At 65.5% G+C, this 21,933-nt stretch carries 14 protein-coding genes; 4 read left to right on the top strand and 10 right to left on the bottom strand.

Annotated features, from left to right (window positions below; all coding sequences use genetic code 11):
- The first annotated feature begins 98 nt into the window (after positions 1–98).
- From HWX14_RS35360 to HWX14_RS35350, 3 genes are all read left to right on the top strand, one after another.
- Complete coding sequence (locus HWX14_RS35360) at positions 99–1,241, top strand: DUF2827 domain-containing protein (protein WP_175886671.1); 1,143 nt, start codon at positions 99–101, stop codon at positions 1,239–1,241.
- 787 nt (positions 1,242–2,028) lie between these two features.
- Positions 2,029–2,832, top strand: coding sequence for an EAL domain-containing protein (locus tag HWX14_RS35355; protein WP_175886670.1), 804 nt, complete (start codon positions 2,029–2,031; stop codon positions 2,830–2,832).
- A gap of 70 nt (positions 2,833–2,902) precedes the next feature.
- A complete protein-coding gene (locus tag HWX14_RS35350) occupies positions 2,903–3,319 on the top strand; it encodes a hypothetical protein (protein ID WP_175886669.1) in 417 nt (138 codons plus the stop codon).
- Positions 3,320–3,379: 60 nt separating this feature from the next.
- On the opposite strand, the gene HWX14_RS35345 is transcribed toward HWX14_RS35350, so the two are convergent.
- From HWX14_RS35345 to HWX14_RS35300, 10 genes are all read right to left on the bottom strand, one after another.
- Complete coding sequence (locus tag HWX14_RS35345) at positions 3,380–5,353, bottom strand: FkbM family methyltransferase (protein WP_175886668.1); 1,974 nt, start codon at positions 5,351–5,353, stop codon at positions 3,380–3,382.
- Positions 5,354–5,377: 24 nt separating this feature from the next.
- Complete coding sequence (locus HWX14_RS35340; RefSeq protein ID WP_175886667.1) at positions 5,378–6,514, bottom strand: DUF2827 family protein; 1,137 nt, start codon at positions 6,512–6,514, stop codon at positions 5,378–5,380.
- A gap of 28 nt (positions 6,515–6,542) precedes the next feature.
- Positions 6,543–7,697 (bottom strand): DUF2827 domain-containing protein, encoded by a 1,155-nt coding sequence (locus HWX14_RS35335; protein ID WP_175886666.1) that lies wholly within the window; start codon positions 7,695–7,697, stop codon positions 6,543–6,545.
- 14 nt (positions 7,698–7,711) lie between these two features.
- The gene (locus HWX14_RS35330) at positions 7,712–8,857 is read right to left on the bottom strand and encodes a DUF2827 domain-containing protein (protein ID WP_175886665.1); all 1,146 of its coding nucleotides are present in this window, start codon (positions 8,855–8,857) and stop codon (positions 7,712–7,714) included.
- A gap of 391 nt (positions 8,858–9,248) precedes the next feature.
- On the bottom strand, positions 9,249–9,917 hold the full coding sequence (locus HWX14_RS35325; RefSeq protein ID WP_175886664.1) for an OmpA family protein: 669 nt from the start codon (positions 9,915–9,917) through the stop codon (positions 9,249–9,251).
- A 121-nt stretch (positions 9,918–10,038) separates the two neighbouring features.
- Complete coding sequence (locus tag HWX14_RS35320) at positions 10,039–17,127, bottom strand: YadA-like family protein (protein ID WP_175886727.1); 7,089 nt, start codon at positions 17,125–17,127, stop codon at positions 10,039–10,041.
- 965 nt (positions 17,128–18,092) lie between these two features.
- On the bottom strand, positions 18,093–18,995 hold the full coding sequence (locus HWX14_RS35315; RefSeq protein ID WP_175886663.1) for a ferritin-like domain-containing protein: 903 nt from the start codon (positions 18,993–18,995) through the stop codon (positions 18,093–18,095).
- 95 nt (positions 18,996–19,090) lie between these two features.
- The gene (locus tag HWX14_RS35310) at positions 19,091–19,309 is read right to left on the bottom strand and encodes a hypothetical protein (protein ID WP_006480563.1); all 219 of its coding nucleotides are present in this window, start codon (positions 19,307–19,309) and stop codon (positions 19,091–19,093) included.
- Positions 19,310–19,543: 234 nt separating this feature from the next.
- The gene (locus tag HWX14_RS35305; protein ID WP_175886662.1) at positions 19,544–20,194 is read right to left on the bottom strand and encodes an NAD(P)H-dependent oxidoreductase; all 651 of its coding nucleotides are present in this window, start codon (positions 20,192–20,194) and stop codon (positions 19,544–19,546) included.
- Positions 20,195–20,503: 309 nt separating this feature from the next.
- Complete coding sequence (locus tag HWX14_RS35300) at positions 20,504–20,809, bottom strand: NIPSNAP family protein (RefSeq protein WP_175886661.1); 306 nt, start codon at positions 20,807–20,809, stop codon at positions 20,504–20,506.
- Between the two features lie 294 nt (positions 20,810–21,103).
- Between HWX14_RS35300 and HWX14_RS35295 the strand changes: the two genes are divergently transcribed.
- Entirely contained in the window at positions 21,104–21,892 is a 789-nt protein-coding gene (locus HWX14_RS35295; protein WP_175886660.1) for a GNAT family N-acetyltransferase, read from the top strand.
- Positions 21,893–21,933 lie beyond the last annotated feature (41 nt).

Raw genomic sequence — 21,933 nt, 5'->3', positions numbered from 1 at the left:
TCCGCTAGAATGCCGGGTTGCCGCCGCTTGACGCGGCCGGCGCTTCGCGCGCTACACTGCGCCATGCCATCCCCGTTCAACTTTCCATCCCGCCGACGATGACGTCTCCTGTCCTGACCGGCCTGCGCATCGGTATCACGATCGGATTGCGTGCCCCCGACGAAAGCCTGTGGATCAACGGCATCAAGCAGAACGCGCTGTTCCTCGCGAAGTTGCTGATGGCGTCGCCGCACGGCTACCGCGTGACGCTGGTCAACACGACCGACGTACCGCTGACCGACGCGTTGCCGTGGGATCGCGGCGTGTACGACACGCAGGCGTTCGCCGACATGAAGGACACGCTCGACGTGGTGATCGAGTTGGGCGGGCAGGTCAACGCCGAGCAGACGGCCTACCTGAAAGCGCGCGGCGCGAAGCTCGTCAGCTACTGCTGCGGCGTCGAGTACATCGCGGCGATGGAGTCGATACTGTTCGGCCGCCGCCTGTGGGATTCGCTGTTCATCAACCGCGGCTACGACGAAGTGTGGGCGATCCCGCAGATCGCGCCGTCGTCGCTGCCGTTCCTGCAGTCGCTGCGCCGCTGCCCGGGGCGCGTCGTGCCGTTCGTGTGGGATCCGATGTTCCTGACCGAACGCGCGCAGTCGCTGCCCGAGCGCGGCGAATACCGGCCGCGCAGCGAGCCCGGCAAGCGGCTCACGGTGATGGAGCCGAACCACGACGTCGTGAAGTTCTGCGTGTATCCGATGCTGATCATCGACGAAGCGTATCGTCGCGATCCCGATGCGATCTGCTTCACGCACGTGGCGAACGCCGATCGCCTCGCGCACGACAGCCCCGAGTTCGTGATGCTGATGAACTACCTGGACATCGTGCGCGCGGGCAAGGCGAGCTTCGTCGGGCGCTTCGATACGCCGCTGTTCCTGGCCGACCTGACCGATATCGTCGTGTCGCACCAATGGTCGAACCCGCTGAACTATTTCTATTTCGACGTGTGCTGGCAGGGCTATCCGCTCGTGCACAACGCGAGTCTCGCGCCCGATCTCGGCTACTACTATCCGGACAACGACGTGCAGCAGGGCGCGGAGGCGCTACTGCACGCGCTGCATACGCACGACGACGACTGGCAAGCGTACACGCAGCGGCAGCGCGAGATCCTGCGCCGCTACACGTCGGCGAATCCGGCGCTCGTCGCCGAGTACGACGCGCTGCTCGCGAACCTGATCGGCGCGACGGCCGCATAAGGCCGAATTCCCGCGGCGCACGTTCGTTGCGCTCGCGGCCGCCATCGGGGTTCTCCCGCCCTAATGTCTGACGAAATAATGTCGTTAAAAAAGAAACCGCCGAACCCGATCGGTTCGACGGTTTTCGAAGGCACGAAATTGACGGCTCCGAGGGAAGTCCGTCAAAAACAAGTTTATAGGTTAACAAGTCTTTAAGATTGTTAAATATGTTTCAATCGACAATCTTCATATAATTGAAATTGGTATTATCGGTTAAACGGGGATTGATTCCGTTTCGGAATTTTATAATATCGTTTGAAACGTGGAAATTGAATGCTGCGCTGATCGAATGACGCGCTGCAGCAGGTTTCGCGCGGGAGGCGGCATGGACGGAGACCGGCGTTTCGCGCCGAGCTGTCGAGTACGTGCGGCGCTTCATGGTCCGGTATTTATCGGATCAATTGACGATGTTCCGGTTCGCGCGACGAGCAAAGCCGGAAAAGGCGATTCGGATAAAACCGCTTGGACGAAAAGATAAACAATTCGGTTTTTTTTTGGTTTTTTCGCAATTTGGGTTGTGTAACCTGTCGCACTGTCGGCATCGTGCGCGCATGGTGTATTTCAAGTAACCGAATATCGTAAAAATATCGAATTTGACGGCGCGCCGAAGCGAACAGTACGCTCCCCGGAAAAAAGTCGACATACAGGATGGGCCGGGTAGGCAGCGGAGCGCGTCGAGGTCGGCTCGTTCCGCTTATGTGTTGAGGTCGAGCCGTGATCGGCGGCTCGCCATTAGCCGGAGCGCCGGATGAATGCGGTCGAAGCTCGCCAGGAGGCGAATCGGAAAGCGAATCTCGATGAAATCGATCTCGTGTTCGGGGCGCCCGACGATCACCCCGACCTTGCGTCGGTACGCAGTTTCGTCGAAAGCCGGCTCGGATTCGCGCACGAGCCCGTGTGCCGCGCCGACCTGTCGGGCGGCGTGCTGTACCACGAATGCCTGGCGCGGCTGCGGTGGGGCGAGCGCGATGCGCTGCCGCCGCTCGCCTTCCTGCCGCGCCTCGAAGCGCTCGGGCTGATGCGCTGGTTCGACCGGCTGGTGGTCGGCCGCATGATCGACGCGCTGCGCGCGGATCCGGGCGCCGTGTACGGTTGCAACGTCGCGGCGGCGAGCGCGGTCGTGGACGACGGGTGGCTGGCGATTTTCAGGCGGCTCGAGCGCGAGCCGTCGGTGGCCGCGCGACTGGTGGTCGAGATCACGGAGACGGGGCCGCTGAACCCGGTCGCGGGCCGGTCGTTCGTGAACCGCTTCCGGGACGCCGGGTGCCGGATCGCGATCGACGACTTCGGTGTCGGTTTCAGCGCGTTGAACAATCTGGTGGTCGGCAATCCCGACATCGTGAAGCTCGACCGGTCGGTCCTGTCGTTGATCAAGCGCAACGCGATCGGACGTTACCAGTTTCGCCGGCTGATCGCGTTTGCGCATGAAGGGGCGCGGCACGTCGTCGTCGAAGGCGTGGAAAGCGAGACCGACCGGCAGATCATCCTGGATGCCGGCGTCACGTGGGCGCAGGGCATCCGCTTTTCATGGCGATCGCCGGCCGCCGCGTGACCGCGGGAACGGGCAGGGCGGCGCGCGGGGCGCGCGCCGGGGGCGAGACGAATCGCAAAGGGGCGTGGGCATGGCGGGAATGAAAGCCGGAGGCGGAACGGGCACGCAGGCGGCCGATGCGCGCGACCTGGTCGCGATCGCCGAGCTGGCCGACATGCTGGGGCAACTGGGCGCCGAATCGACCGATGCGCCGATCGACGTCGCGCCCTATCTGGACGGCCTGACACATGTCGCGCGCCGCATTCAGCGGATGAGCCCGCTCGATGCGGGCGGCCGCGAGCTGGCGGCCCGGCACTATTACGCGGGCGTCATCGCCGGCGCGTGCGGCGACGAGTCGGCGATCGCGCGCGGCGTATCCGACAGCCTCGTCAGGCAATCGGGCGGCGTAGGCCGGCGAGCAACCCGTTGTTTCGCGGTGTTCGCGCGCATGGGGCGGCGGCATGGCCGCGCATTCGCCGCGCAAAGCGGCGATCGGGTGCTGGCGTAACGCAAGCGGCGCGGGTGCGGGCCCTTTGCCGCGGCCCGGTCGCGCGGCCCGTCGAATCGATCAGTCCTTCCCGAAACCGCCGAGCACCAGCGCCATCGCGCGGTCGATCGCATCGTCCCATTGACCGACGTGCGTGGCGCGCACGATCCGGATGCCCGGATAGAGCGCGGTGCGCGAGCCGGTTTCCCAGCGTGCGTCGGCTTTCGGGCTGAGCAGCAGCACGGCCGGCACGCCGAGCGCGCCGGCGAGGTGGATGTGTGCGGTGCAGGTGGTCACCACCGCGTCCATCGCGAGCATCAGCGCGGCCAGATCGCTGAAATCGCCGATCGCCTGATGAGGGAAGGTGACCGGCAGATCCGATTGCTCGGATTGCGCGGACAGGTCGCGGTTCAGACAGTACGCGGCATAGCCGTGCATCCGCGCAAGCGGCGCGAAATCGCGCAGGCTGGCCGCACGATGGAAGCGCGCGTCGCTTTCGTCGCGCCCGCGCCAGTTCAGCCCGATGCGGCGCGTGCCGGGCGCATGGCCGTCGTGCGACACGCGCTCGCGCCATGCGGCCCGATGCGCGGGCGGGCACGTCAGGTAGGGCGCCGGCACGCCTTCCGGCGCCGGCGCGTAGCCGAACTGCGCGGCGAGCACGAGGAAGGAACACCAGTAGTCGTGTGCGAGATTCGACGTGTCGACCCACGCGCCGTGCGCGCCGACGAATTCGATGCGCGGAAACGTATGGCGCAGCAGCTCCGTCAGCGCGTCGGGCACGACGACGGTCACGCCGGCGCAACCGAGCGCGTCGAGCGCATGCAGGTAGCGGGCGTACTGGAGCTGGTCGCCGACGCCGCCATAGCTGAGCACGAGCAACCGCTTGCCATGCAGCGGCTGGCCCTGGTAAAGCCGTTCCGTCGGCAGCCCGAACTGCGCGGCCGTCAGCACGTTCTCGCTGTCGATGGTGGCGCGCGCGGCCTCGTCGCGCCGGCCGGCGCGCAGCAGCAGCGCCGAGCGCGCCAGCTCGATGCGCCCGCGCGCCGCGTCGGGCAGCGCGGCCGGATCACCGAAATGGTCGAGCGCCGCGAGGCCGGCCTCGGGCGCGCCGGCGAAGCCGTAGCACGACGCGAGCTGCAGCGCGATCGCATCGTCGTCGAGCCCGCGGCCGCGGGCGCGTTGCCAGCGGTCGATCGCGTGTCCCCACTCGCAGCGCGATTCGTGATCGAGCGCGCGGTTCCAGTTCGTTTCGGGTGCGTCGGCATCGGCGGGCGCGGCCGTCGCGGGAGCCGTGCCGTGTTCGGCCGTCGAGCCGACGGCCAGCGGTTCGCCCGTGATGACCAGGCGCTGCCGGTCCCAGCGCGGGTTCGGCACGCACAGCATGTTCAGGCCGTCGATCCGGTAGAACGTGTAGTCGAGACCGGCGAACGTGTCGATGATCGGCGCCTCGCCGACTTTCCAGTATTCGATCCAGCACCATGGCAGGTGCGTTTCGATCAGCCGGCGCGCGCCGCGCAGTGCTTCGATTTCCATCCCTTCGATGTCGAGCTTCAGGAAGTCCAGCCGGGGCAGGCCGAGCGAATCGAGCCGGACGACCGGCGTGGGCGTGCCGCCCGACGCTTGCCCGTCGACGAGCGACACCGAACCGAAATCGGCATCCTGCCCATAGTCGACATCGGGCACCTTCATCGTGCCGTTGGCGGCGGCCAGCCCCATGTTCAGCAGATGGAGGTTGTCGAGCTGGTTGAGCGCGACGGTGCCGCCGAGTGCGTGGAACAGCGTGCGCTGCGGTTCGAACGCATAGACGCGGCCGCCGCGCTCGCGCAGCCGGTGCGCGATCGGCACGCACACGAGCCCCGCGTTCGCGCCGCCGTCCACCGCGATCGCGCCGTCGGGCAACTGGTCGATCACCTGCAGGATCGTGTCGAGTTCGCCCTGGATATGCGGCCGGCCGGTCTTGATCAGCGCCTCGGCCTGCAATGCGCAGTGCCGGTTGATGACGAACGGGCCGTGGATCGAATCGATCACGACGAAATTGCGGACGGTCTGATTCATGGGCAGGGGCGCGTGCGAAGGCAATCAGCCGAGCGGGCGGTCGGCGAACAGGTGCTGGATCTGCGAGGAATACGCGCGGACGTTGTGCTCGGCGAGCGTATCGACCTGATGCAGGCAGCGACGGGCGGCGGCCGCGTAATCATCGAGCCGCGCGTCGTGCGTCTGCGCGGCGGTCGCGATCGCGCGCGCCGCATCGAAGATCTCGAAGTCCGGGTAGTAGTAGCCGACGTCGCGCAGGAACGGCGAGTTGTGCACGAGCGGGTAGTTGCCGTACAGCGCGTCGTAGAGCAGGTAGTTCAGGCCGTTTTCCCAGTGGTGCGATACGACGATGTCGGTGTGATGCGCGGCCCACGCGACGAACGGCGCGCGCACGTCGGCGGTCGCCTTGCCGTCGCGCACCATCTCGAGCCCGAGCGCGAGATGCTTGAAGGCGACGTTTTCCTTCTTGTCGAACGTGTTGGTCATGTACACGTGCTCGACGAGCTCCGGATGCTCGACGTAGCACGCGTTCGCGGCGAGCATCGGCACGATCGCGCTCTTCACCACGTTCAGGTTCGGCTCGAAGAACGCGATGCGCTTGGCCGGGCCGTGGTTGCGATAGCCGAAGCGCGCCTTCAGTTCGGGATCGGCGTCGAGGCTGCGCTCGATGAAATACGGCGACCAGATATGCGGCAGCTCGATCACCGGCGCGCGGTACACGGCCTGGAAATACGCGGCGCACGTGTGCATGTGCTGCGGATTGGTCCAGATCTCGTCGAACTGCACGCGGTGCGGGTTCGGCCGCCAGTCGTTCTTCTCGAAGTTGATCGTCTCGACCGCGATCACGTAGTCGTTGCCGAAGCGGTACGACACGCACTTGCCGCCGCGCTGGCGCACGACCTCGGTGTGCGACGGGTCGACGAACGCGTTCATCTCGATCAGCAGGTCGGTCTGGTGGACGACGGCCGACAGCGGCCGCAACGCGCTGCCGAACGCATCCATCATCAGCGCCGGCGGATACTCGGTGATGCCGTTGTCGTGCGCGAGCCAGACCTCGCCGATCAGCGGCGATTGCTTCAGCAGCATGTACAGGTACACGCAGTGCTGGTTCGCGCCGTTGTACCAGATCGACTGCGTCGCGTCGCGCTGCACGTTCATCGTTATCGCGACATTGAGTTTCATCGGATCGGCTCCGTGGGGCGAGGATCTGTCACGCGTCGCGATAGAGGGCGGCGATCGCGTCCGTATAGGCCGCGACGTTCTCGGGGTTGTAGATGCTGACCGAGCTGAGCACGTGCTTCGACTGCTCGCGGTAGGCGTCGAGATTCGCGTCGTGCTCGACGAACGCCTGCAGCAGCACGCGGCCGCCCGCCTGGCAGTCGAAGTCCGGATAGAAATACCCGGCCTTGCCGAGGAACGGCGAGTTGTGGATCAGCGGATAGTCGCCGTACAGCAGCTCGTAGTACAGGTAGTTCTGCGCGTTTTCCCACGTGTGCGACACCACCGCATCGCCGTAGGCCGCCATGAACTCGTACACCGCATAGCGGCTTTCGAACGTCGTGATCCCGTGGTTCACGATGTCGAGGCTCTTCGCGAAGTGGATGAACGTCGTGTGATCCTTCAGGTGGATCGTGTTGCACACGCGCACGAATTCGAGGAATGCCGGGTTCGCGCGATAGGCCTCTTCCGCGATCAGCATCGGGATGATGCTCGTCTTCACCATGCAGATGTTCGGCTCGAACATCGTCACGCGCCAGCGCGGCTTGCCCGGCTGATAGCCGAACGACAAACCGGCGCCGAGCGTCGCGCGCGCCTTGTCGAACAGCATCGGATGCCAGATGTGCGGGACGATCGTGACCGGCGCGCGCAGGCCTGTCTGGTAATAGTGCAGGCACGAGCGCTCGAACTCGGGAATCGTCCACACCGCGTCGTACGGCGCGCCCGAGAACAGGAAGCCCGACGGCTTGTCGAACATCGCGCGTTCGATGTCGATCACGTAGTCGTTGCCGACCCGCATCGTGACCACCTTGCCGCCGCGCTCGCGGAACGCGCGCAGGTAGTCCGCGCCGAACTGTGCGCTCATTTCGATCAGTACGTCGCAGCGCTCGAGCGCTTCATCCATCGACAGCAGCGGCACGTTCCACTCGCCGAGCATCATCTGCGGATCGGCGACCTGTTCGCCGCCGTTCACCATCACGGCATCCGCGACGAGCGGTGACTGGCGCAGCAGCAGGATCAGCAGCAGGCAGTTCTGGAAAATGCCGTTTTCCCACAGCGACTGGCCGGCGCCGCGCACGAACAGCGACACGCCGACGACGAGACGCTTGCCCTCGCCGGGCGCTTGACGGGCATTGGAGTCCGACATGCGTATGCTCCGGTTCAGGCGACCAGACGCGAGACGAACGCGTCGAGGTTCGCGGGGTTGTCGATCGAGACCGACTGCAGCAGCCGGTCGGCTTTCGCACGGTAGTCGTCGAGGCGTTCGTCGTGATGCAGCCACGCTTCGAGCAGCGCGCGGCCGCCGGCGGCCGAATCGAAGTCCGGGTAGTAATAGCCGGCGTCGCCGATCAGCGTCGAGTTGTGGATCAGCGGATAGCCGCCGTAGAGCACGTCGTAATACAGATAGTTCTGCCCGTTTTCCCAGTGGTGCGACACGACCGCATCCGCGTGACGGGCCATGAAACCGGGCAGGTCGAGTCGCGGTTCGAACGTCGCCTTGTGCTGGCGTACGAGATCGAGGCTGTTCGCGAAGTGCACGAACGTCGGATGCTCCTTCATGTGCATCGAATTGACGACGAACATGTGCTGCACCGCGTCAGGCCGCGCGCGGTAGAACGCGTCGCACGCGAGCATCGGGTAGTGGCAGGACTTCGCGACCGAGATGTTCGGCTCGAGCATCGCCAGCTTCCACGGCCGCTGGCCGGGCTGATAGCCGAACGTCGCGCCTTCGTCGGCGAGCACGGCCACGCGGCGCTCGAGGAAGTACGGCGACCAGATGTGCGGCATCAGGTGGACGGGCGCGCGCAGGATCGTCTGCAGCATCGGCGCGGCGGTCTTGTCGTATTGCGGCAGCAGCCATACTTCGTCGAACGGTGCGCCGTTGAACACGTGCCCCGACGGCTTCCCGAAGATCGGCGTTTCGCACAGGCCCGCATACACGTGCCCGCAGAAGAACGCGGCGATCTTCTTGCCGAGCGCCTTCATGTGCCGGAGCCATTCGACCGGCAACTGCGCGCCCATTTCGATCACGACGTCGAGTTCGTGCGTGACGTCGGCGGGTTTCACGAGCGGGATGTCGAGGCCGTCGAGTTCGAGGCCGGCCGGCAGCGCGTTGGCGTCGCCGCCGTTCAGGAAATAGACAGGGCCGACGCGATCCGAGCGCTTGAGCATCATCGCGAGGAACGCGATGTTCTGGTGAATGCCGTTTTCCCAGATCGCCTGGCCGTCGCGCGCAAACAGCGAGATGCCGACCGCCGGCCGTTGCTTGCGGGTGCCGCCCGCGGCGGCTTCATTGATGTCCGTCACCGGTTGGTTTCCTCTGCGGCGTCGTGCGTCCGGGCATCGCGTCGAGCGTCTGGCCGGCAGCGGCGCGCCGTGGATTGTCTTGGTTGGATTCGCGCCGGTGCGCCGCGATGCGCGAATCGGGCGACGAGATTCGCGAAGGCGGCAGCCGGATTCCGGCGTGTCGCCGGGCACGCCTGGCACGGCGCGCGAGTCGGGCAGGCTGCCCCGGCGACTGTCTGCGGCGATTGTGGCATGGAAACCGCCGGTTTTGGCAGGACGTGACGAACTTTGACATAGCCCGCCGGCCAACGGGAGCGGGCGCCGGCGTTGCGGCGCCCGGTGGTCCGGCGGCATTCCGGCGCGGCGCGGGCGGCCTGCCGGATCGGCGGCCGCATGGGCGGCCGCGGGCGGGTCAGTGCTGCAACCGGATTTCGACGCGGCGGTTGCTGGCGCGGCCTTCCGGCGTCGCGTTGGAGGCGACCGGATCGGCCTTGCCGCGCCCCGAGACCGTCATCGAGTCGGTCTTCAGCCCGTGCGCCTTCAGATAGGCGGCGACCGATTCGGCGCGGCGCTTCGACAGCGCGAGGTTGTAGTCGTCGCTGCCCACCGAGTCGGTAAAGCCGGTGACCGTCACCAGCGAGTACGTGCGGTCGGCGCGTTCGCTCAGCAGCCGATCCAGCGATTCGCGCGCGGTCGGCGCGAGCGTCGCGTGGTCGGTCGCGAACAGCGCGTCGCCCGACAGGTTCACGCGTTCGACGACGGCGGCAGCGGGTGCGGGTGTGGCGGCCGAAGCCGCTTCGGCGGGCGCGGCGCCGCACTGGAACACCAGCGTGGCCGGATCGGATTGGTCGCGCAGCGCGCGGGCCGAGTCGACGGCGCGCACGGGCTCGTCGCCGCAGATCTTGCGAGCAGCCTTCATGCAGGTCTGCGGGCCCGACAGCAGGCCGTGGCAGTCCACCTGGAAGGTGCGCACGCCGTCGCGCGGTTGCAGTTCGGAGGCGCTGAAGGTCGGGCCGGATGCAGTCGAGCACGCGGCGAGGGCCGTTGCGGAAAACGCGAGCGCAAGAGCGAGTTTGTTCACGGTGACGTCCTTAAAACTTGAGTTGACCGAGGCCCGCCGCGCGGTGCGCAGCGGGCTCGTCCTGCCGTCGGAGCAGTCGGCCGCCCGGCTGGCGAGCCGGACGGCCGGGCGGCGCGACGCGTTACTTCCACTGGTACAGCATGCCGGCGCCGATCACCTTCTGACCGCCGCTGAAGCCGCCGTTGACCGACGCCTTCAGGTTCTCCGTGATACGCGCCTGCATGCTGACCGCCATCGCCTTCTGGCCGAGGAAGGTCGACGTGCCCACGCCCATCCCGAAGTTGGCGTCGCGATCGAGCTGAGGGATCGACGCCATCGCGCCGACGGCCGCGATACCCTGCTTCGCCATCTGGTCGGTCTGCTGCAGTTGCGAACCCAGCGAGTTGATCTGCGCCTGCTGGCCCGACAGTGCCGTCGACAGCGTCGTCTGCACCTGCGTCAGCTGGTTCACGTTCACCGCGTCGGTGCCTTGCGTACCCGGCGCGACGTTCGTGATCTGGCGCTGCTGCTGGTCGTTGCCGACCGACACCACGTTCGAGCGGCCGCCGTCGTTCGACGCCGCGCCGATCGCCACCGAGTTCGAGCCGGCCGTGACCACCGGAAGGTCGTTGCCCTTGCCGTTCAGGTCGGCGGCGACGCCGTTGTTGTTTGCCGTACGCGTCGTGTTGTTGTTGATCGTCGTCGACAACTGGCTCACTTGATCGCCGAGGTTCGTCACCCCGGTCGACAGCGAAGCCACCGTGCTGTTGGTCGAACTCAGGCCGGTCGACAGCGAGCCGATGCCGGTCGAGGTCGACGTGGACAGCGACGTGACGTTGCTGTTCGTCGTGCTGAGGCCCGTCGACAGCGAGTTGATCGCGGTCGAGGTCGACGTGGACAGCGACGCCACGTTGCTGTTGGTCGCGCTCAGGCCGGTCGACAGCGAGTTGATGCCGGTCGACAGCGACGCGACGTTCGACGCGGTGGACGTCGACAGCGTGTTGATCGCGTTGTTCGTCGCGTTCAGCTGGCTGCCGTTGATCGCGTCCGTGCTGGTGGCCGAGATCCGGCCCGCGGCGACGTTCGTGATCTGGCGTTCCTGGCCCGGTGCGCCGACGCTCACCACGCCGACCGGCGAGCCGCCCGCGAACGGATACGTGACGCCGCCGATCGTGGCGCTCGACGTGCCGACGGCCGCGGCCGTGACCGAGTTCGCGCCGAGTGCGATCGAGTTCGCGACGTTCGCTTGCGCGTTCGTGCCGAACGCGAGCGCGTCGGCGGCCGTGGCCTTGGCGGCCGAGCCGTAGGCCTGTGCGCCGGTGGCGCTGGCCGTGGCCTGGCTGCCCAGCGCGATCGTGTTGTCCGCGGTGGCCTGGTTCGCGCTGCCGAGGGCGAGCGCGCTGGCGCCGGTTGCCGTGTTCTGGTTGCCGAGCGACACCGCGCCGTCGCCGGTCGCCGTATTGTTCGCACCCATCGCCACGGCGCCGGTGCCCGTCGCCACGTTCGGATCGCCGATCGCGACCGCGCCATCGCCGGATGCCGTGTTGCCGGAGCCGATCGATACCGCCTTGCCGCCCGTTGCCGACGCGTTCTGGCCGATCGCGACCGCGCCTGCCGTCTGCGCGTTCGAGCCGTCGCCGACTGCCACGCTGCTGGCGCCCGCCGCGCTGGCGTTCACGCCGGCGGCGAGGGCGTTGGTGCCCGTGGCGCCGTCGTTCGCGTAGTTGGCTTGCTGCACGCCGTTGTCGTTGACGCTGTAGTAGTGCGTCTTCGCGGCGTTGATGGCGGTCGAGGTGGACGTGGACAGCGAAGTCACCGAGCTGTTCGTGCTGCTCAGGCCGGTGGACAGCGAGCCGATGCCGGTCGACGTCGAGGTCGACAGCGACAGGATCGTGCTGTTCGTGCTGCTCAGGCCCGTGGACAGCGAGTTGATGCCGGTCGAGGTCGAAGTCGACAGGGACGTGATCGAGCTGTTCGCGGACGACAGGCCGGTCGAGGTCGAGGTCGACAGGGAGCTGATCGAGCTGTTGGCCGACGACAGGCCCGTCGACGTCGAGGTCGACAGCGACGTCACCGAGCTGTTGGTCGAGCTCAGGCCGGTCGACAGCGAGTTGATGCCGGTCGAGGTCGAAGTCGACAGCGAGGTGATCGAGCTGTTGGCTGACGAGAGACCCGTCGAAGTCGAGGTCGACAGGGACGTGATCGAACTGTTGGCCGAGGACAGGCCCGTCGACGTGGAGGTCGACAGCGACGACACCGAGCTGTTCGTAGTGCTCAGGCCGGTGGACAGCGAGTTGATGCCGGTCGAAGTCGACGTGGACAGCGACGTGATCGAGCTATTCGCGGACGAGAGGCCGGTCGAGGTCGAGGTCGACAGCGAGGTGATCGAGCTGTTGGCCGACGACAGACCGGTCGACGTCGAAGTCGAGAGGGACGTGATCGAGCTGTTAGCCGACGACAGACCCGTCGAAGTCGAAGTGGAGAGTGACGTGATCGAGCTATTGGCCGACGACAAGCCAGTCGAGGTCGAGGTGGACAGCGAAGTGATCGAGCTGTTCGCGGACGACAGACCAGTCGAGGTCGAAGTCGACAACGACGTGATCGAGCTGTTAGCCGACGACAAGCCAGTCGAAGTCGAAGTCGACAGCGAGGTGATCGAGCTGTTAGCCGACGAAAGGCCCGTCGAAGTCGAGGTCGAGAGCGACGTGATGGAGCTGTTAGCCGACGACAGCCCCGTCGAAGTCGAGGTCGACAGCGAGGTGATCGAGCTGTTCGCGGAGGACAAGCCGGTCGAGGTCGAGGTCGACAGAGACGTGATCGAGCTGTTCGCGGACGACAGACCGGTCGACGTCGAAGTCGACAACGACGTGATGGAGCTGTTAGCCGACGACAGCCCCGTCGAAGTCGAGGTCGACAGCGAGGTGATCGAGCTGTTCGCGGAGGACAAGCCGGTCGAGGTCGAGGTCGACAGGGACGTGATCGAGCTGTTCGCGGACGACAGGCCGGTCGACGTGGAGGTCGACAGAGACGTGATCGAGCTGTTCGCGGAGGACAAGCCGGTCGAGGTCGAGGTCGACAGCGACGTGATGGAGCTATTTGCCGACGACAGACCGGTCGACGTCGAGGTCGAGAGCGACGTGATGGAGCTGTTAGCCGACGACAGCCCCGTCGAAGTCGAGGTCGACAGCGAGGTGATCGAGCTGTTCGCGGAGGACAAGCCGGTCGAGGTCGAGGTCGACAGAGACGTGATCGAGCTGTTCGCGGACGACAGGCCGGTCGACGTGGAGGTCGACAGCGACGTCACCGAGCTATTGGTCGAGCTGAGGCCCGTCGACAGCGAATTGATACCCGTCGAGGTCGAAGTCGACAGCGAGGTGATCGAGCTGTTGGCCGACGACAGACCCGTCGAGGTCGAAGTCGACAGCGAGGTGATCGAGCTGTTGGCCGACGACAGACCCGTCGAGGTCGAAGTCGACAGCGAGGTGATCGAGCTGTTGGCCGACGACAAGCCGGTCGAAGTCGATGTCGACAGCGAGGTGATCGAGCTGTTAGCGGACGACAGACCCGTCGAAGTCGAGGTCGACAGTGACGTGATCGAGCTGTTGGCGGACGAAAGACCCGTCGAAGTCGAAGTCGACAGCGAGGTGATCGAGCTGTTGGCCGACGACAGACCCGTCGAGGTCGAAGTCGACAGCGAGGTGATCGAGCTGTTGGCCGACGACAGACCCGTCGAGGTCGAAGTCGACAGTGACGTGATCGAGCTGTTAGCCGACGAAAGACCGGTCGACGTCGAAGTCGAGAGCGACGTGATCGAGCTATTAGCCGACGACAGGCCCGTCGAAGTCGAAGTCGACAGCGAGGTGATCGAGCTGTTGGCCGACGACAAGCCGGTCGAAGTGGAAGTCGACAGCGAGGTGATCGAGCTGTTGGCCGACGACAAGCCGGTCGAAGTGGAAGTCGACAGCGAGGTGATCGAGCTGTTAGCGGACGACAGACCCGTCGAAGTCGAGGTCGACAGCGACGTGATCGAGCTATTGGCCGACGAAAGACCCGTCGAGGTCGAAGTCGACAGCGAGGTGATCGAGCTGTTGGCCGACGAAAGACCCGTCGAGGTCGAGGTTGACAGCGACGTGATCGAGCTATTGGCCGACGAAAGACCCGTCGAAGTCGACGTCGACAGCGACGAAATGGCGCTGGTCGCGGTACCGACTTGTTGGGCGACGGAATAAAGCTGGCTGCCGTTGATCGCGTCGGTACTGGTCTGGGTCACTTGGCCGGCAGCGACGTTGGTGATCTGCCGTTCCTTGTTGAGGTCGCCGACGCTGACGGTGCCGACCGGCGTGGCGCCGGCAAATCCGCCGAACGTCACGCCGTTGACGGTCGCGCTGCTCGTGGGATTGGCCGGAGCGGTCTTCGCGTTCGCGCCGAGCGCGACGGAGTTGTTCGTGCCGGCGACAGCGCCGGTGCCGATGGCGACGGCGTCGGTGCCCGTCGCGGTGCTGTCGGCGCCGGTCGAGTTCGCGTGGAAGTACTTGATGCCCTGGCTGTTGATGTTGTTGATCGCCGAGCCTACGCTGTTGGCCGTCGATGTCGTGCCGTTCGCGTTGTACGTGGTGTACGCCGGAGCCGAGACCTTGCCCGTCGTCGGGTCGTACGTCGAACCACCGCCAAGTGCCGACGCGGTGCTGCTACCCAGGTTGTCTGTCTTCGTCGAGACCGTGCTGAGGCCAGTCGACAGCGAGTTGATGCCGGTCGAAGTCGACGTCGACAGCGAGGTGATCGAGCTGTTAGCCGACGACAGACCCGTCGACGTGGAAGTCGAAAGTGACGTCACCGAACTGTTTGCCGAGCTGAGGCCGGTCGACAGCGAGTTGATGCCCGTCGAAGTGGAGGTGGAGAGCGAAGTGATCGAGCTGTTAGCCGACGACAGGCCCGTCGACGTGGAAGACGAAAGCGACGTGACCGAGCTGTTAGCCGAGCTGAGGCCAGTCGACAGCGAGTTGATGCCGGTCGAAGTCGACGTCGACAGCGACGTGATCGAGCTGTTGGCCGACGACAGACCCGTCGACGTGGAAGTCGAAAGTGACGTCACCGAACTGTTTGCCGAGCTGAGGCCGGTCGACAGCGAGTTGATGCCCGTCGAAGTGGAGGTGGAGAGCGAAGTGATCGAGCTGTTAGCCGACGACAGGCCCGTCGACGTGGAAGTCGAAAGCGACGTCACCGAGCTGTTTGCCGAGCTGAGGCCGGTCGACAACGAGTTGATACCGGTCGAAGTCGACGTCGACAGCGAAGTGATGGAGCTGTTAGCCGACGACAGACCCGTCGACGTAGAAGTCGAAAGCGACGTCACCGAGCTGTTTGCCGAGCTGAGGCCGGTCGACAGCGAGTTGATACCGGTCGAAGTCGACGTCGACAGCGAAGTGATGGAGCTGTTAGCCGACGACAGACCCGTCGACGTAGAAGTCGAAAGCGACGTCACCGAGCTGTTTGCCGAGCTGAGGCCGGTCGACAGCGAGTTGATGCCCGTCGAAGTCGAGGTCGACAGCGACGAGATCGAGCTGTTGGCCGACGACAGACCCGTCGACGTGGAAGTCGAAAGTGACGTCACCGAGCTGTTAGCCGAGCTGAGACCAGTCGACAGCGAGTTGATGCCGGTCGAAGTCGACGTGGACAGCGAAGTGATCGAGCTATTAGCCGACGACAGACCCGTCGACGTGGAGGTCGAAAGCGACGCAACCGAGCTGTTTGCCGAGCTGAGGCCGGTGGAAAGCGAATTGATGCCGGTCGAAGTCGAAGTCGACAGCGACGAGATCGAGCTATTGGCCGACGAAAGACCCGTCGACGCCGACGTCGACAGGCTGCCGATCGCGCTCGTGGTCGTGCTCATGCCGGTGCTGAGCTGCGCGACGGTGACGGCGTCTTGCAGCGCCGAGCCGTCGGCGACATTCGTGATGCGGCGCAGTGCGCTCGAGCTGCCGACCGACACTTCCGAAAGCGGCGCGGCGCTGCCCGTCAGATAGCCCGTTCCGGTCGGCGCGGCCGTACCGGTGACGCTTCCCGCGCCGAGCGCGACGCTCGAAGCATACTTCGCGTTGCTGCCTGCGCCGAGCGCAAGCGCACCGGTACCCGTCGCCGTTGAACCCGTGCCGAACGTCGTCGCGTTCGTGCCGCTTGCCGTCGAGCCGACGCCGACGACTTGCGCCCCCGTGCCGGTGGCGAGCGTGCCGTTGTTGCCGATGGCGATCGTGTTCGTGCCGTTGGCGGTAGTTTGGGCGCCGATCGCCGTCGAGTCTAACCCCGTGGCCGACGCACTTGTGCCGAATGCCAGCGAATCGCCGGAACCCGTCGGCGACGTCGCGGTTGCACCGTTCCCGATTGCGATTGTGGTGCCCGAAGAAGCGGTGCCTGCATTCGCGCTGCTGCCGATTGCGATGCCGCCGCCCGTGCCCCCATTCGAACCGGCGGTTGCCGATTGACCCAGGGCGACCGACGAGGCGCCGCTTGCCGTCGCACCATCGCCTTGCGCGATGCCGTACGCGCCGCTGACGGTTGCACCGCGGCCCACTGCGATACCCGACGTGGCGGTCGATGCGACGGACGATTGACCGCCGATCGCGATACCGTCCGACGCGGCGGACTGCGCACCCTTCGTTGCGTTGCTGCCGATGGCGACTGCGCCCGCGCCCGATGCGATGGTCGAGTTTGCCTGCGACAGCGGCGTCGTTCCGTTGCCACCCGCGCCGCCGATCGCGACGGAGTTCAGCGCGTTCGCAGTCGAGCCGAAGCCGAGTGCGGTCGCGCCGGCGCCGCTGGCGGTAGTTTCGAGGCCGGCCGCGACGCCCCACAGGCCCGCCGACGACTGCATGCCGTTGGCGACAGCGCCGTTGCCGGTCGCCTGCGCGAACGAGCCATATACCGTGACGCCAGTCCAGCCGTTGCCGTTGGAGTTACAGCCGGCTACGACCGAATACGTCCCGGAGCCGTCGCCGGCCTGGTTTTGCGTACCGCCCGGGTTGACGCGGCCGACCGCGCTGTTGCTTCCCGTGACGCAGGTTTGCTGTGTGTTGAGCGTATTGGCTTCGGCCAACCCGGGCAGGCTGATCGCCAGCGCTGCGACGGCTGCGACCACGACAGCCGACTTGTTCGGCTTGCCCCGTGCCGAATCGTGTTCAGATGCCGCGACCCAGGCGCCAAGAGCTTCGTTCCAGATCGAGCGGTATGTGCGGTTCATGCCCTGCTACCTCCAAATGTGCACGCCACACACCGGTCTCTTTGTTAGAGGATTACTCCGTGCGCTCGCGCGAATCTCAAAATTGATGGGCGGAGTTTATTGGAGGTGTATTTTTTAGATTGACAAACAGTGATAAATAAAGTGTTTTAAAAGTTAAAGAATGGTTAATACGTCGCGTTTTGATGTGTTTGAGAAGAATGAATTTGAAAGATGTAAGAATGTGTCGTGTAGGGTTTGAATTTTCCCCGAGGCGGCGTTGTTTGTGTATAAAAATCAATAGCTTATGTGAGTTTTGTGCGGTAGGTAACACTCTTGATCGGTCGAAAAGTAAGACAAATGAAATAGCAAACGTTTGCGCGTCGACGCAGTCTTTCACTTTTGTAATGTTGATTGGCGCATGGGGAGATAATGCGTGCGCCATGTTTTCGACTCGCCGGTGTTTTTAATCGAATTGAGTTTGTATTCGAATTTAATGATTATCTGAAAATAAAATTCATTCGATATGGAGCGTATGGAGTTGTGCTGATTTGCGCATCTCGCCCGGCGCAGTGGCCCGTCTGACGGGCGTTCCGGGCGCCCGGCCCATCGAAGTTGTAAAAAAATGCTACAGGGCGCCAGATGAAACAATCCGCATCAATTTATCGGTTTTGTCCTATTGACGATCGCGCCGACATCGGCGTTAAGGCGGAATCGGCGCGCATGCCGGAAGTCGAGCGGGCGCGCTCGCGGCAGGGGTTTCGCGTGGTGTTGAACAGGGCGTCAAAGCGTGCGGATCGGCGGCCGGGGCGGGGTGCCTGAATGTCAGATCCGGGAGGCGGCAATTTGCCCATCATGCCGCCGGTGTGCCGGCGCATCGAGAAAAATAGGGATGGATGAAATGTATCGAGCGCGCCACATTCGGCCCACGGGCGTGGAGCGCCCGGCGGCCTACCGCTTGCCGCCTGACTCGCGGCAAGCGCCCGACTTTACTTCTTCAGAAACCGCAGCGCGAACCGCGCCATCCGCGGCACGAACATCGGCCGCAGCAGGCGCTCGTCGTAACCGGCCATCCGCCGGTCGTTCTCCACGAGACACAGCTCGATCAGCTCGCGCGGGTTCAGCGCATCGCCGATGTCGGCGGTGCCGGTCGCCGGAAAATTCGCGTCACGCGCGGCGCCGTCGGCATCGATGCCGCGCGCGATGTTCATGCGGTCGCGGATCAGTTGCACCCACACGGCCGCGACGCGTGCGAAGAACCACGGCCGGCGCCACCACGGCATGGTGCGCCAGTACCACGCGTACCAGTTCACGAAGAACAGGATGTGGCGGCCTTCTTCCTGGATCACGGGCTCGAAGGTCTCGACGAGTTCGGGCGGGAAGTAACCGGAGCGCTGCGCGGAGCGGAACAGGCCGAACGCGAAAAAGCTGTCGATGCATTCGCTGAAGCCCGTCATCATCCACGACCATTCGGGGTCGGTCGGCGCCGGGTAGGCCGGCTCGGGTGCGAGCCGGATGCCGTACGCCTCGACGAGCTTCGACAGCACGACCTTGTGGCGGGCTTCCTCGCCGCCGTCCATCTCGAGCGCGCGGCGCAGCAGCGGATCGTCGACCGTCGCGGCGTAGGTCGCCACGCGGATCGACGCGCGGCCTTCGGTCTGCACCGCGATGTCCCAGATCGGCAGTGACGTGAGCCGCCGGAGTTCGGCCGGCTGGAGCGCCGGCCAGTCGATGACCGCCGGCTTGTACGGGTTGTGTGTGTCGAGCAGCATCCGACAGAACATCTGCTTGTGCGCATCGGAACCGATCCGGACCGGACCTTGCCTCTCGAAGGTCCAGTTGCGCATCGCGTGATCTGCGGCTGCATGCTCTTCCTGCAGCGTGTCGGTCATGGCTATTGTTATGCGATTACGGATCGAAAGATTCTTGCACAGCTTCCGTCATCGCGTATTTTCGGGCGGCCATGTGCACGCGGGCCCCGCGCGTGTCACGCGTTCGTGTCGACCCAGAGGCGGCCCCAGCGCGATGCGTACGCGAGGGCGTGCTCTTCCTCGAAGAAGAAATCGATTGCGTCGAACGACACGGAGCGCGGCGACGGGCCGCCGCTCGCGCGTTCGATCGTCAGGTTGGCGGCGAACAGCCCGTTCGGCAACCGGGCGGCAGCGGGAGCGACTTCATAGCCCTTGTAGCGGATCGTACGGTTCATGGCGTGCGCGGAAAAAGTTCGGACTTTCAGCGTACGAAAACCGGCCGGCTACGTGAACCAATCTTTCGGCCAATGCAAATCACGCGGCGGGCTGAATCGTTATCGGAGCGGTGTGCGGGAATACTACTTACGGATGGAGCGATGACGCGCCCGGTACATCGCGACGCGTCGGTAGACGCGCCGCGCGCCCTCGTCGAATCCTGTCGACCGAGGGCGCGCGGCGGAATGCGGAGGTTAGTGGTTGGCGACCTTCAGCACGGGCGCGAGCGCATCGACCGATGCCGCATGCGAGGCCGCCCGATGCGACGCGAACGCGAGCGCGAATTCGGCCGCTTGCGTGCCGACCGTCTCGAGTTGCGCGACGACCTTCGGATCCGAGCAGCTGTCGGCGCTTTCGAAGCGCGTTTCCAGCGTGTTGACGGTGGCGCCGAACGGCGTCGGCCAGCCGCGCAGCGCATGCACGATCGAGCGCAGCGACGTCAGCACGGTGCCGGCCGCCTGCCAGCCGTACGCGGTGACGATCAGGCCGACCGCGCGGCCGTCGAGATACGGGCGTTCGTCCGCGCGCAGTTCCTCGAGCGTGTCGAGTGCGTTCTTCACGAGACCGGACACGCCGCCGTGATAGCCGGGCGTCGCGATGATGATCGCGTCGGCCTGGCGCACGGCGTCGATCAGCTCGCGCTGCGCGTCGGTCAGCGTCTTGTGTTCGGGTGCATAGTGCGGCAGCGTATGCAGGAACGGGCCGTCGAACAGGCGCGTGCGTGCGCCGGCGGCTTGCGCGCCGCGCAGTGCGAACGACAGCGCGCGTTCGGTGGACGACGCGGCTCGGGTGGTCCCGCCGATGCCGACGACGAACGGGCGGCGGTGTTGATCGAATGCAGTCAAGGGGCGCTCCTGGGATTGGCTTGCCCGGCTAAGCACAGGCTTAAAACCAGATGGTAACGACCCTGTCGCCACTCTGAAAACGACTTTTCGTTCTATCGATATGCCGTGCGGCGACGCAATCGTGTGCGCGGCCCCGCAGATAGATAGCAGAAATGCTTGGTTGGGGCGGTGCGTCGGGCTCGATAAGATGGGCCCGTCTCCTCCATGATGTCTCTACTGACATGGGTTGGCCCCGCCGCGCGGATGCAGGCGGGGCTTTTTTTCGTCCTCGGCCGGAAAACGGGGCGCGATGCGCGGCGACGCGGCTCGTTACTCGAACACCGGCCGGAAGAAGCTGCGCTCGTAGCTGACGATGCAGCGCGTGTCCTCCGCGTAGCGGAACGCGGCCTGGCAGGCCGGATCGTCCTTCGAGCGTTCGCGGTAGCGCTCGTATTCGGCGAGGCTCGGGAACGAGAACATCGCGAGCGCGATGTTGCTCGCCCCTTCGGACGGCAGGAAGTAGCCGTGATGCGTGCCGCCGAACTGCTCGACGAGCGGAATCCACATCTTGCCGTAGGTTTCGAATTCGACGAGTTTGTACGGATCGACGACGTAGCGAAGGAAGCAGGTGATCATGGGCGCTCGCGATGCGGTGACGGAGCCGCGAGTCTGGAGCGCGGGGCGGTACGTGTCAACGGCGTGCGCGCCGGGTAGGGACATCACCGTTCGACTTCATTGCGTGACGCGTTGCTTGCGCGAGCAACGATCGGTGCTTCGAGGCGTTCGCCACGACGTGCGCACGGCATCGGAACGCACCGTACTCGTCGCCGCCGGCAGCCGCGTTACCCGCAGGATTTTTACGACATTTTTTCTTGCGACGGCCACCGGCGCGCTCCTAGACTTCGTGCATCTTCACCACGGAGCATGGCCATGTCGATACCCTGGAACGCGATCGCCGAACGCACCCCTGCCGCGCCGCCTTCCGGGTGCGCCGATCGGGTGATCGTCCGGCGTTTCGATCCGGCATTCGACAGCTATGCCCAACTCACGCCGATGCTGCATCGTGCGTTCGCGCGGCTCGGTGCAATGGGGCTCAACTGCACGTGCGTCGATCAGGACGAAGACGTCACGCGTCGCCGCGCGGAAGCGGGCGAGTGCTATGTCGCCGGGTGCGGCGGGCGTGTCGTCGGTACGGCCACGCTGTATGCGACCGATCCGTCGTCGGCCTGCCTGCTGTACCGGCGCGAAGGCGTCGCGAGCGTGCGCCAGGTGGCGGTGGACCCGGCTTGCCAGAGCCGCGGAATCGGCGCGTTGCTGCTGTCGTTCGCCGAGCAGTGGGCCGCGTCGCGCGGCTATGCGCTGCTCGCGCTGGATACGCCGCATCCGGCTGCGCACCTGCTGGCGTTCTACGGCGCACAGGGTTTCGAGGTGATCGACGTGATGCGCTTCGCCGGCAAGCGCTACGACAGCGCGATCCTCTGCAAGCGGCCCGTTGCACGTGTCGCGCGCCGCGTGTCGCCGGCGTCGCGGCTGGCGGCGCGTGTGGCGGCCGTGCGGCGTGTGATGCATGCGTGGGCGCCGCGCGTCGTCGCGATGGCCCGGCGCGATGCGGGCCTGCGTCGCACCGGGCGTTTCGCCGCGCGTCGCGCGGCCGGCGCGGCCAGTTGCCGGTCGTCGCCGTGGCGGCCGCGTCAGCACGGCCGCTTCGTGGCGCGATAGCGGCGGGCGGATTCCGGCTCGTGCGGCTGGCTCGTTGCGTG

The organism is Burkholderia sp. BCC0044 (genome assembly GCF_902832955.1).
In the GTDB taxonomy this organism is placed as follows: Bacteria; Pseudomonadota; Gammaproteobacteria; order Burkholderiales; family Burkholderiaceae; genus Burkholderia.
Note: the sequence above shows the minus strand (reverse complement) of the source record. Positions and strands in the feature narration are given on the sequence as shown.